Origin of the sequence: Dorea sp. MB18-49, from assembly GCF_023669465.1 — a bacterium.
GTDB classification, from domain to species: Bacteria; Bacillota; Clostridia; order Lachnospirales; family Lachnospiraceae; genus Dorea_A; species Dorea_A longicatena.
In genome coordinates this window covers 17,455-29,200 of sequence record NZ_JAMOYX010000041.1, presented here as the reverse complement: position 1 = coordinate 29,200, position 11,746 = coordinate 17,455, and the positions used below count along the sequence as shown (strand labels likewise).

Here is an 11,746-nt window from a genome sequence, read left to right as displayed (position 1 = left end):
GACATTTTTTGAGCCGGCATAAAAATGATTTTTACAACAGTTAGAAACAGAAACGAGGCGAGAAAAGAATGAAATATGAATACATGAAGGAGTCAGAGCAGATGCTTCAGTACTTCCAGTTTCCGAAGTTTTTGCTAAAACTGCGAATTTCTCAAACTGCAAAATTCCTTTATATGATTTTGTATGACCGGGCACGGATATCGAGAATGAATAGTTGGATAGACAAGTATGGAAATGTTTATCTGATTTTTCCGATAGAGGAATTGTCTGCTCAAATCGGTAAATGTAAATCTTCTGTAAAAACAGCATTGAAGGAATTAGATGATGTGGGACTATTGGTTCGCAGATCTGGTGGTTTTTCAAAACCCAATCATTTATATATAAAAATTCCATCTGATGAGATTGGTTTACAGCTGGTTGAGAATAAGGCGGTTGAAAAGATGGTTGCAACAGAGTCGGAAAAGCAACCTTCATCTGGTCGTAAAAATGGCTGTGCAGGAGTCGGAAATGTGGCACCTAGTAAAGTAACTGAGAAATATAAAAGAAATAAATATCATGAAGTAAATTATTGCTATGGAGAAGGAGAGAGTTTGTGATGAGAGAAGAAGATATCGTATGTGTAGGCAGTGATGGTTTGCAATACTGCAAAGTCTGTGGGGAAGCGAAAGAAGCTTTTTTCCCCGAGGGTGGCTTTATGGGGATGAAAAAACATACTAGGCAATGTGCCTGTGACAGAAAAGCGTATGAAGAAGAACAAAAATATTTTAAAGAGAAAGAACACCGGGAATTAGTCAGTAGAAATACGAGCATCTGTTTTGACGAGAGCAGGATGGAAGAGTGGACATTTGAGAATGCAGATATGTCAGATGCAGTAATGCATAAGGCAAAAAGCTATGTTGATAACTGGGAGGAAATGAAAAGAAATCATATAGGCTGTTTGTTCTGGGGACCGGTTGGTACCGGGAAAAGTTATATTGCCGGGTGTATTGCCAATGAACTTCTTAAGCGGGAAGTAACGGTAAAGATGACAAATTTCAATACCATTATTGATGATATATTTCCACTGGCAGACAAAACGGAATATATCAATGCATTGGCTTCTTACCAGCTTTTGATTATTGATGATCTTGGAGTGGAACGAAATTCAGAATATGCGTTAGGAATTGTTTTTAGCGTCATAGACCGCAGGATCCGTTCGGGACGACCTTTGATCATCACAACCAATCTTCCGCTGAAAGAAATAAAAAGCGAGACCATGTTGGACAAAAGGCGTATCTATGATCGTATTTTAGAAATGTGTACACCAATGTATGTTGGAGGTACAAGTAAACGAGAAGCGATTGCAAGTATGAAAATGGAGAAAGCGAAAACGTTGTTGAATACAAAGAATGATCGTGTGTATTGCGGATAGAAGTGTATGCTACGCACGTTAAATAATAAGGGAAGGATTTTATGAGCAAACAACATGTTGCGATATGTGAAAAAGTGGCTCTTACAATTGAAGAGGCAGCAGAATACAGTAATATTGGACAAAACAGAATAAGTGGTCTTTTGAAAGAACCGAGATGTCCGTTTGTGCTTTACGTAGGCACGAAAAAACTTGTAAAGAGAAAAGAATTTGAAAAATTCATTTCGGAAAGTGTGGAAATATAAATGATTGACAGGAGATGGGGCAGGAGATGAGATGAAAATGAATATTCACAAAAATAAGATGCTATGGTATAATACAAGGTACTGTATTAGGGCTTCTTATGAGAGGAGCTGAAATATGGGAAAAGATTTAAAAGGCAAAGAACTTGGCAAGGGAATATCCCAGGAAAGTACGGGATTATACTCAGCCAGATTTGTAGATCGGTTTGGAAAGAGAAAACATAAACGATTCAAAAAGCTGCAAGAGTGCAGAGCATGGATTGCTGATGCGACTTATGTGGATGAACACAGTGATATTTCAATGCCATCAGATATGCTGGTCGATCAATGGTTTGATTATTGGATTGGGATAAAAAAGAAAACAGTCCGTTCAAATACTGTTCGCAATTATACGGAGAGATATATTAAAAATATTAAACCGGTAATTGGGAAGATGACACTATCAGACGTGAAACCACTTCAATGTCAGAAAATATTTTATGATATGGCAGATCAGGGGTATCGCACATCTACAATTTATCAGGCAAGAATTGCATTATACAATATGTTTGAGTATGCAAAAGAGAATGAAGTCTTGCGTAGCAATCCCTGTAAAAAATCTGTGAAAAGTGATATGGGAAAGCCTTCTGAGAAGAAGGTTGCTTTAACAAGAGACATACAAAAAACATTTTTACAATATGCAGAAAATCAAAGCTATGAAAATCAGTATCGTTTTATACTACAAACCGGATTGCGAACAGGCGAATTGGTAGGATTGAAATGGGGAGATGTCGATTTTAAATCCAAAACAATTCAGATTCGCAGAAGTATGGAATATCGTTACAGTGCAAAGGAGTGGCGTATCGGAGAACCAAAGAGTAAATCAGGTTACCGTACGATACCCTTAACAGAAGAAGCGGTTTCTATACTAAAAAAACAAAAAGAAAAGAATAAGAGGATTTCAGAAATTTCAACAGAATGGGAAGAATTTGTGTTTCTGTGTCGAAAAGGAACACCTGTCAAGAACAGTACATATGATACAGCGCTGTTTAAAATCTGTGACAAAGCAAAAATTCCAAGATTTTCGATGCATATCTTGAGACATACTTTTGCTACCAGATGTATTGAAGCAGGAATGAAACCGAAAACACTTCAGATGTTACTGGGCCATTCGAATATTGGAATTACAATGAACTTATATGTTCATACTACCGAGGAAGAAAAGAAAAAAGAAATGGACTTGGTAGCAGAAGCACTTATGGCAATGTAATGGCCCACTAAATGGCCCACTTGCAAAAATAAGTATGCTGAAATCCCTTGAAATCAAAGGATTTATAGGAGGAAATAGAAAAAATGAAATTAGGAATCGTAGGATTACCAAACGTAGGAAAGAGTACACTGTTTAACTCACTTACAAAGGCCGGAGCAGAATCAGCTAACTACCCGTTCTGTACCATCGACCCGAACGTAGGAGTTGTAACTGTACCGGATGAAAGATTAAATGTACTGGGAGAGATGTATCACACAAAAAAAATCATCCCGGCAGCAATTGAATTCGTTGATATCGCTGGACTCGTAAAAGGTGCTTCAAAAGGAGAAGGACTTGGAAACCAGTTCCTTGCCAATATCCGTGAAGTAGATGCAATCGTACATGTAGTAAGATGCTTTGAGAACAGCAATATCGTACACGTAGACGGAAGCATTAATCCACTTCGTGATATCGAGACAATTAACTTAGAGCTGATCTTCTCTGATCTTGAAATCCTGGAAAGAAGAATTTCCAAAGTTTCCAAAGTTGCAAGAAATGATAAATCAGCAGCAAAAGAACTCGGACTTCTGAATAAGGTTAAAGCACATCTCGAAGACGGAAAGCTTGCAAAGACATTCGAAGAAGTAGATGACGAGGAAGAACAGGCATGGCTGGAAAGCTACAATCTTCTGACTTACAAACCAGTGATCTATGCAGCAAATGTATCTGAAGACGATCTGGCAGATGATGCGGCTAATAACGAAGGGGTACAGGCTGTTCGTGAGTATGCCAAGGGAGAGCAGAGTGAAGTATTCGTTGTATGTGCAGAGATCGAAGCAGAGATTTCAGAACTGGATGATGATGAGAAGAAGATGTTCCTGGAAGATCTTGGATTAAAAGAGTCTGGTCTGGAAAAACTGATCAAAGCAAGCTATAAACTGCTTGGACTTATCAGTTACCTGACAGCAGGTGAGCCGGAAGTCCGTGCATGGACGATCACAGAAGGAACAAAGGCACCTCAGGCAGCCGGAAAGATCCATTCTGACTTTGAAAGAGGATTCATCCGTGCAGAGGTTGTATCTTATGATGATCTGATCGCATGCGGAAGTCACACAGCAGCCAAAGAAAAGGGTCTGATCCGTCTGGAGGGAAAAGACTATGTGGTAAAAGACGGAGACATCATGCTGTTCCGTTTCAATGTATAAGCATACTAAACATGCTGAAAACACATAAGAAAATGTATAAATAGAAAAGCTGGCATGGTATGTGCCGGCTTTTCTGCCAATCTGGAAAGTCATATCTATAAAGAAAAAGGAAAGGGAAAAAGAAATGCACAGAACAATTGATTTTCCGAATCTGGGAATTCATTTAAAATCTGTCGGAGATCATATCACCGTATTTGGATTTGATATTGCATATTATGGGATCGTCATAGGAATTGGGATCCTGGCGGGACTCATGCTGGCAGTAATGGAAGCAAAGCGCACACATCAGAATGTAGAGGATTATTATGATCTGGCAATATACGGAGTAATCTTTTCGATTATCGGAGCAAGAGCATATTATGTGATCTTCTCCTGGGATATGTATAAAGACGACATTAAGAGCATCATTAATATCCGTGAGGGAGGACTTGCTATATACGGTGGTGTAATTACTGCAATTATTGTAGTATTCATATTTGCAAAAATAAAAAAAATATCACCGTTTCTTTTATTTGATACCGGCGGATTTGGTCTGATCACCGGACAGATGATTGGAAGATGGGGAAATTTTTTTAACCGAGAAGCATTCGGTGAATATACAAATGGCTTATTTGCAATGAGACTTCCGGTAGATGCAGTCAGAAGCTCAGACATTACTACAAAGATGTGGAATCATGCAGAGACCGTAAAAGGGGTCATGTACATTCAGGTTCACCCGACATACCTGTATGAATCCATGTGGTGCCTGATGGTGCTGATCATTATGCTGCTATACCGCAAACACAAGAAATTCGATGGAGAGGTCTTCCTGATCTATCTCTTAGGCTACGGTCTTGGCAGATTCTGGATCGAAAGCCTCAGAACAGATCAGCTTTTATTGCCGAAAGTTGGACTTCCGGTATCACAACTTCTGGCAGGCACAATTGTGATAGTATCAGCAATCCTGGTTATTACAGGCAGAAAAAAAGCCGCACGCATCAAAAGTACGGAATCAAATCAGTAAGACAGATATAAAAAAGCAGGCATTCTTTCAATAGAACGCCTGCTTTTTTATACCAAAGTATACAACAGAACTTGCCGGTGGTAAGTCCTGTGATCTACATATTGATTTTGCTAAGTGCAGCTGCATCAGCCACAATCGTAACATCATTGTGAAGCTGAAGGATAGAAGCAGGAACTTCCGGAGTAATTGGGCCGTATAATACTTCTTTTAAGATTGCAGCTTTATCTTCTCCGCTTACGACTACGAGGATCTTCTTTGCCTGCATGATATTTTTAATACCCATTGTGTAGGCCTGTCTTGGAACATCATCTTCGGATTCGAAGAAACGTTTGTTGGCTTCAATCGTGCTTTCTGTCAGATCTACACAGTGTGTCTCTTTTTCAAAAGCAGCACCTGGCTCGTTGAATCCGATATGTCCGTTGTGTCCAAGACCGAGAAGCTGAAGGTCTACGCCGCCCTGTTTGCGGATGATCTCATTGTATTCACTGCAGGCTTTGTCAGAATCTGCTTCCAGTCCGTTCGGAACGAAAGTACGTGTTTTATCGATATTTACATGATCGAAAAGATTGGTGTTCATGAAATATCTGTAGCTCTGGTCATTTTCCGGACTGAGTCCTTTATATTCATCGAGGTTCACGCTTGTAACCTGAGAAAAATCAAGATCACCTTTCTTATACCATTCAATCAGCTGTTTATAAGTACCGACCGGTGAAGATCCGGTTGCAAGTCCAAGTACACAGTTTGGTTTCATAATGATCTGTGCAGAAATAATGTTTGCTGCTTTACGGCTCATATCCTGATAGTCTTTTGCTTTATAAATTACCATAATAATAACCTCTCCTTATTCAATTGTTTTTTGTTTCTGAATACCAGTATATACATTATAAATGAATTTTCAAGTGAAATAGAAAGAACAGAAACTACTTTCAAAACTGGAAAGAAACTACCTGGAATTGTGCAAGTTGCACAAAATAAAAGACGAAAAATAAGGAAAATAGGATAGGGGAATTGAAAAGAATGAAAGAGCTTTCAACAACTACAAAGACACTTGAAAATAAAATCGAACAATATTATACTGATTGCAGAACGAAGGAGGGAACAAAACAATGAATCAGAAAGTTGAAAATCTGAAAGGAAAATTAATCGTTTCTTGTCAGGCATTATCGAATGAACCTTTACATTCTTCATTCATTATGGGAAGAATGGCACTGGCTGCAAAACAGGGAGGTGCAAGCGGAATTCGTGCAAATACAAAAGAAGATATCAAGGAGATACAGTCACAGGTTGATCTGCCGATCATCGGAATCGTAAAAAGAGATTATGATGACAGTGATATCTACATTACACCAACGATGAAAGAAATCGAAGAACTGATGGAAGTAAAACCTGAAATCATCGCTATGGACGCTACTATTTCAAAGAGACCTGGCGGAAAGACATTAGATGAGTTCTTTAAAGAAGTAAAAGCAAAATATCCGGATCAGTTATTCATGGCAGACTGTTCTACAGTGGAAGAAGCACTGCATGCGGATGAACTTGGATTTGACTTCATCGGAACTACAATGGTTGGTTACACAGAGCAGAGCAAGGGCGATAAGATCGAGGCAAATGATTTCGAAATCTTAAGAAAGATTGTCGCAAAAGCAAAACACAGAGTCATTGCAGAAGGTAACATCAACACACCGGAAAAAGCAAGACACGTGATCGAACTTGGAGCATACAGCGTTGTTGTCGGTTCTATTATCACAAGACCACAGCTGATCACAAAATCATTTGTGGAAGAAATGGAAAGATAATTCCCTAAAGGATTTATTGATAACATTATAAAAAGATAAAGCAATATATCAAAAAAGAAAAGGAGAAAAAACAATGAGAAATCTTGAAAAGTACAAAGGCGTGATCCCAGCATTCTATGCATGTTATGACAACGAAGGCAATGTAAGTCCGGAAGGCGTACAGGCACTGACAAAGTACTTCGTAGAAAAAGGTGTAAAAGGTGTATACGTTAACGGTTCATCAGGAGAATGTATCTACCAGAGCGTAGAAGACCGTAAGATCATCCTTGAGAACGTTATGAAAGCAGCAGAAGGAAAGCTTACAGTAATCGCACACGTTGCATGCAACAACACAAAAGACAGCCAGGAGCTTGCAAGACATGCAGAAAGCCTTGGAGTTGATGCAATCGCAGCAATCCCACCGATCTACTTCCACCTGCCAGAGTATGCAATCGCTCAGTACTGGAATGACATCAGTGCAGCAGCACCAAACACAGACTTCGTAATCTACAACATTCCACAGCTTGCAGGAGTAGCTCTTACACAGGGACTTTTCGCAGAGATGAGAAAGAATCCTAACGTAATTGGTGTTAAGAACTCTTCTATGCCGGTACAGGATATCCAGATGTTCAAACAGGCAGCAGGTCCTGACTACATCATCTTCAACGGACCAGATGAGCAGTTCATGAGTGGACGTGTCATCGGAGCTGAAGGAGCAATCGGTGGTACATACGGAGTTATGCCGGAATTATATCTGAAATTAGACGAGTATGTAAGAGCCGGAAAGATGGAAGAAGCAAGAGAAATCCAGTATGCTTGTGATGAGATTATCTATAAGATGTGCTCTGCACACGGAAATATGTACGCAGTGATCAAAGCTATGTTAAAGATCAACGAAGGTCTGGAACTTGGCGGAGTAAGAGAGCCACTGCCGGCATTAGTAGAAGAAGACATGGCTATCGTTGAAGAAGCAGCTAAGATGGTTCGCGACGCAAAAGCTAAATATCTGTAAGATTATATAAAAAATACGTGAAAGAAAAATATCTGTAAGGAGAGAGACGATGCAAGGGTTTACCGTAGTAGATTTAGTTATTTTAGTAGTTTATCTCGCGGCTGTACTGTTCGCCGGCCTTCATTTCGCAAAGAAAGAAATGAAAGGAAAAGAGTATTTTAAAGGAGACGGAACTGTACCGTGGTGGGTAACTTCCGTATCAATTTTCGCAACACTGTTAAGTCCGATTTCATTCCTGTCATTAGCAGGAAACTCATACGCAGGAACATGGATCATGTGGTTCGCACAGCTTGGTATGCTGTTAGCTATCCCGATCACGATTAAATTCTTCCTGCCAATCTACAGCAAACTGGATATTGATACAGCATATCATTATTTGGAACTGAGATTCGGAAGCAAAGGACTTCGTGTACTTGGAGCTGTAATGTTCATCATTTACCAGATCGGACGTATGTCAATCATCATGTACCTTCCATGTATGGTACTTGGAAGTCTGACTGGAATCAGCGTAAACTTATTGATCATTATCATGGGTATCATTGCTATTATTTACTCATACACAGGAGGTCTGAAATCCGTACTTTGGACAGACTTCATCCAGGGATCTGTACTTCTGATCGGTGTTACTTTCGCACTGATCTTCCTGCTGGTACACTTAGACGGTGGATTTGGAGCAATCATGCATGCACTTACAACAGAGCATAAATTCCTTGCTGTAGATCAGCCGATCTTCAACCCTAACATTTTCAAAGACAGCGTATTTATCATGATTGTTGGTGCCGGATTCAATACAATGGGATCCTATGTATCAAGTCAGGATATTGTACAGCGTTTTACAACTACAACAGATACTAAAAAACTGAACAAAATGATGCTTACAAACGGAGGATTATCTATCTTCATCGCAACAGTATTCTACCTGATCGGTACAGGATTATACGTATTCTATCAGCAGAATACACTTCCACCGGCAGCAGCTCAGGACCAGATCTTCGCATCTTACATCGCATTTGAGCTTCCGGTTGGTGTAACAGGACTTCTGTTAGCAGCTATTTATGCAGCAGCACAGTCTACACTTTCCACAGGTCTGAACTCTGTAGCATCAAGCTGGACACTGGATATTCAGGCAAGACTTTCTAAGAAAGAATTAAGCTTTGAGAAACAGACAAAGATCGGACAGTATGTATCTCTGATCGTCGGTATCTTCGCAATCGTAGTTGCTATGGTACTGGCTAATGGCGGAGTAAAATCTGCATACGAATGGTTCAATGGATTTATGGGATTGGTACTTGGTATCCTGATCGGAACATTTATCCTTGGAGCATTTACAAAGGTTGCAAATACATTCGGAGCAGTATGTGCATTCGTTGCAGCATCTGCAGTAATGGTATATATCAAATACTTCGTACCTGCTGATCATGTATCAATCTGGTCATACTCAATCATCTCAATTGTAGTATCACTGGTGATCGGTATTCCGGCAAGTATCATCTGGAGAAAGGTAAAAGGAGACGATTCCGTACCTGCTCCTGATACAACCATTTACAAAAACTAAGAAGGAGTGAAAAATCCGTGATTTTTGGAAATATCAATAATTTATCTGAATTTCCATTTCTGGAAGAGCAGGTAAAAGAGTGCTTTGAATATGCAAAGACACACGACCTTGCATCTTATGAAAAGGGAAGTCATGAAATCGATGGTGACAGACTGTTTGTCAATATCGTAGAATATACAACAACAACACCGGAAGAACGTTTCTGGGAAGCACATAAAAATTATCTGGACGTCCATGTAATGATCCATGGAAATGAACAGATCGATCTGAACTTCATTCAGAATATGGAATTAAAAGATTTTGTGGAAAAAGATGATTTTCTTCCAATGGATGGAGAAAAGAATTCTTCAGTAGTCCTGACAGATGGAGATTTCCTGATCTGTTATCCAAGTGACGGACACAGAACAGCGGTTCAGGTTCAGGAACCGGAAGCCATCAAAAAGGCAATATTCAAAGTAAAGATCTAATCAGAAAAGTCGAGGGCAAACCATGAAAGAACGGTTTGCCCTTTTCTGGCCTAACGAGTATAATGAAGGATAGTGAAAGAGGAAAAGAAGAAATGAAAAAATATATTAGTATTGATATCGGCGGCACAGCCATCAAATATGGGATTGTAAGCGAGAATGCAGAAGTACTGTTAAAAAAAGAAATGAAGACAGAAGCACAAAAAGGCGGACCGGCGATCCTTGAGAAAGTGATCGGTATCGTAGAAGAGTTAAAAGGTGAAGCAGATGCAGGTGTGTGTATCTCTACTGCAGGTATGGTGGACATCGAAAAAGGAGAAATCTTCTATTCTGCACCGTTGATCCCGAATTATATCGGAACGGCATTTAAAAAGACAGTAGAAGAACGATTCGGAATTCCATGTGAAGTGGAAAATGATGTAAACTGTGCCGGACTTGCAGAGTATAAAGCAGGTGCGGCTGCAGGAAGCAAGGCAGCAGTGATGTTGACGATCGGAACCGGAATCGGCGGCTGTATCCTTCTGAATGGTGAAGTGTTCCACGGATTCAGCAACAGTGCATGTGAAGTTGGATATATGCATATGGATGACAGTGATTTCCAGACACTCGGAGCAGCAAGCATCCTGACAAAGAAAGTAGCTGCGTGGAAGGAAGAACCAACCGAAAACTGGAGCGGATATCACATTTTCGAAGAGGCGAAAAAAGGCGATGAGATCTGTAACCGTGCAATTGACGAGATGGTGGATGTACTTGGAAAAGGAATTGCCAATATCTGCTATGTAGTGAATCCGGAAGTTGTTGTACTTGGCGGTGGAATTATGGCACAGGAAGCATTCTTAAAAGATAAGATTGAAAAAGCAGTAGAAAAATATCTGGTGTCCAGTATGTGGGAGCATACAAGGATTGCATTTGCCAAGAATCAGAACAATGCCGGTATGCTTGGAGCATTCTATCATTTCCAGGGAAGACATGCATAGTCCGGAGTTATAAAATAAAGAAGCAGGAATAGTAAGATATGGAATATTATGTAAAATCAGTCGTTCCGATCATAGAATCGAATTATGATAAATTTACGACAGTGGAACGGAATATCGCAGATTTTTTTATACAGAACAGAAAGAAAGTGGATTTTTCATCAAAATCCATTTCCGAGAGACTCTTCGTATCAGAAGCGTCGTTATCCAGATTTGCGAAGAAATGCGGATATCGCGGATACAGAGAATTCATCTATCAGTATGAAGAGACATTTGTAGAAAAGCAGGAATCCATTACCGGTAATACGCGAATGATCCTGAATGCGTATCAGGAACTTCTGAATAAGACTTACAGTCTGGTGGATGAGGCACAGATTGCAAGGATCAGCAGATATCTGAATCAGGCGGAGCGTGTGTTCGTGTGCGGAACTGGAAGTTCCGGTCTGGCAGCAAGAGAGATGGAACTGCGTTTTATGCGAATCGGTGTGGATATTGATTCGCTGGTAGAAAGAGATATGATGCGTATGCAGGCGGTATTCCAGGACAGAAGAAGCCTCGTATTCGGAATCAGTATCAGCGGATCCAAGGAAGAGGTCTTGTTTCTTCTGAAAGAAGCATATCGGAAAGGTGCGAAAACGATTCTTTTTACGGCGAACAACCGGGGTGACTTCGAGCAGTTCTGCACAGAAGTTGTTCTGATTCCATCACTCAGACACCTGAATCATGGGAATGTAATCTCACCGCAGTTCCCGATTTTGGTCATGCTTGATATTATCTATTCTTACTATTTGGAACAGGATAAATATGAAAAAGAAGTTCTGCATGATAATACACTGCGTGCACTGGAAGAAGGAGAAGGGATGCACAGGAGTTTTTAGAA

General features: G+C 40.0%; 13 protein-coding genes. 12 read left to right on the top strand and 1 reads right to left on the bottom strand.

What is annotated here, in order from left to right:
* The first annotated feature begins 68 nt into the window (after positions 1–68).
* The 6 genes from NCY30_RS11535 (at position 69) to lgt (ending at position 5,086) form a co-directional block, all read left to right on the top strand.
* Positions 69–596: a replication initiator protein A gene (locus tag NCY30_RS11535; RefSeq protein WP_161143302.1), complete on the top strand. Its 528-nt coding sequence runs from the start codon at positions 69–71 to the stop codon at positions 594–596.
* Positions 596–1,411 (top strand): ATP-binding protein, encoded by an 816-nt coding sequence (locus tag NCY30_RS11530; RefSeq protein WP_161143301.1) that lies wholly within the window; start codon positions 596–598, stop codon positions 1,409–1,411. Before NCY30_RS11535 ends, NCY30_RS11530 begins: the two co-directional genes overlap by 1 nt.
* Positions 1,412–1,452: 41 nt before the next feature.
* Positions 1,453–1,653, top strand: coding sequence for an excisionase (locus NCY30_RS11525; protein WP_008372088.1), 201 nt, complete (start codon positions 1,453–1,455; stop codon positions 1,651–1,653).
* A gap of 115 nt (positions 1,654–1,768) precedes the next feature.
* Positions 1,769–2,899: a tyrosine-type recombinase/integrase gene (locus tag NCY30_RS11520; RefSeq protein WP_117980708.1), complete on the top strand. Its 1,131-nt coding sequence runs from the start codon at positions 1,769–1,771 to the stop codon at positions 2,897–2,899.
* 83 nt (positions 2,900–2,982) lie between these two features.
* A complete protein-coding gene (gene ychF, locus NCY30_RS11515; protein ID WP_006427781.1) occupies positions 2,983–4,083 on the top strand; it encodes a redox-regulated ATPase YchF in 1,101 nt (366 codons plus the stop codon).
* A gap of 124 nt (positions 4,084–4,207) precedes the next feature.
* Positions 4,208–5,086: a prolipoprotein diacylglyceryl transferase gene (gene lgt, locus NCY30_RS11510; RefSeq protein WP_006427782.1), complete on the top strand. Its 879-nt coding sequence runs from the start codon at positions 4,208–4,210 to the stop codon at positions 5,084–5,086.
* Between the two features lie 94 nt (positions 5,087–5,180).
* On the opposite strand, the gene nagB is transcribed toward lgt, so the two are convergent.
* On the bottom strand, positions 5,181–5,912 hold the full coding sequence (nagB, locus tag NCY30_RS11505; RefSeq protein ID WP_006427783.1) for a glucosamine-6-phosphate deaminase: 732 nt from the start codon (positions 5,910–5,912) through the stop codon (positions 5,181–5,183).
* 280 nt (positions 5,913–6,192) lie between these two features.
* Between nagB and NCY30_RS11500 the strand changes: the two genes are divergently transcribed.
* The 6 genes from NCY30_RS11500 (at position 6,193) to NCY30_RS11475 (ending at position 11,744) form a co-directional block, all read left to right on the top strand.
* Positions 6,193–6,882 (top strand): N-acetylmannosamine-6-phosphate 2-epimerase, encoded by a 690-nt coding sequence (locus NCY30_RS11500; RefSeq protein WP_006427784.1) that lies wholly within the window; start codon positions 6,193–6,195, stop codon positions 6,880–6,882.
* Positions 6,883–6,955: 73 nt separating this feature from the next.
* Positions 6,956–7,873 carry a dihydrodipicolinate synthase family protein gene (locus NCY30_RS11495; protein ID WP_006427785.1) on the top strand — a complete coding sequence of 306 codons (918 nt, stop codon included), beginning with the start codon at positions 6,956–6,958 and terminating at the stop codon, positions 7,871–7,873.
* A 49-nt stretch (positions 7,874–7,922) separates the two neighbouring features.
* Positions 7,923–9,428: a sodium:solute symporter gene (locus tag NCY30_RS11490; protein WP_055181935.1), complete on the top strand. Its 1,506-nt coding sequence runs from the start codon at positions 7,923–7,925 to the stop codon at positions 9,426–9,428.
* Between the two features lie 17 nt (positions 9,429–9,445).
* Positions 9,446–9,895, top strand: a complete 450-nt coding sequence (locus NCY30_RS11485; protein ID WP_022416399.1) for a YhcH/YjgK/YiaL family protein — start codon at positions 9,446–9,448, stop codon at positions 9,893–9,895.
* Between the two features lie 92 nt (positions 9,896–9,987).
* Positions 9,988–10,869 (top strand): ROK family protein, encoded by an 882-nt coding sequence (locus tag NCY30_RS11480; RefSeq protein ID WP_250818754.1) that lies wholly within the window; start codon positions 9,988–9,990, stop codon positions 10,867–10,869.
* Between the two features lie 38 nt (positions 10,870–10,907).
* A complete protein-coding gene (locus tag NCY30_RS11475) occupies positions 10,908–11,744 on the top strand; it encodes a MurR/RpiR family transcriptional regulator (protein WP_022416378.1) in 837 nt (278 codons plus the stop codon).
* Positions 11,745–11,746: the final 2 nt, after the last annotated feature.

Bases quoted from the DNA above. Each gene is read 5' to 3' on its own strand.
- NCY30_RS11535 (WP_161143302.1), top strand. From the start codon at position 69: ATGAAATATGAATACATGAAGGAGTCAGAGCAGATGCTTCAGTACTTC.
- NCY30_RS11530 (WP_161143301.1), top strand. From the start codon at position 596: ATGAGAGAAGAAGATATCGTATGTGTAGGCAGTGATGGTTTGCAATAC.
- NCY30_RS11525 (WP_008372088.1), top strand. From the start codon at position 1,453: ATGAGCAAACAACATGTTGCGATATGTGAAAAAGTGGCTCTTACAATT.
- NCY30_RS11520 (WP_117980708.1), top strand. From the start codon at position 1,769: ATGGGAAAAGATTTAAAAGGCAAAGAACTTGGCAAGGGAATATCCCAG.
- ychF (WP_006427781.1), top strand. From the start codon at position 2,983: ATGAAATTAGGAATCGTAGGATTACCAAACGTAGGAAAGAGTACACTG.
- lgt (WP_006427782.1), top strand. From the start codon at position 4,208: ATGCACAGAACAATTGATTTTCCGAATCTGGGAATTCATTTAAAATCT.
- nagB (WP_006427783.1), bottom strand. From the start codon at position 5,912: ATGGTAATTTATAAAGCAAAAGACTATCAGGATATGAGCCGTAAAGCA.
- NCY30_RS11500 (WP_006427784.1), top strand. From the start codon at position 6,193: ATGAATCAGAAAGTTGAAAATCTGAAAGGAAAATTAATCGTTTCTTGT.
- NCY30_RS11495 (WP_006427785.1), top strand. From the start codon at position 6,956: ATGAGAAATCTTGAAAAGTACAAAGGCGTGATCCCAGCATTCTATGCA.
- NCY30_RS11490 (WP_055181935.1), top strand. From the start codon at position 7,923: ATGCAAGGGTTTACCGTAGTAGATTTAGTTATTTTAGTAGTTTATCTC.
- NCY30_RS11480 (WP_250818754.1), top strand. From the start codon at position 9,988: ATGAAAAAATATATTAGTATTGATATCGGCGGCACAGCCATCAAATAT.
- NCY30_RS11475 (WP_022416378.1), top strand. From the start codon at position 10,908: ATGGAATATTATGTAAAATCAGTCGTTCCGATCATAGAATCGAATTAT.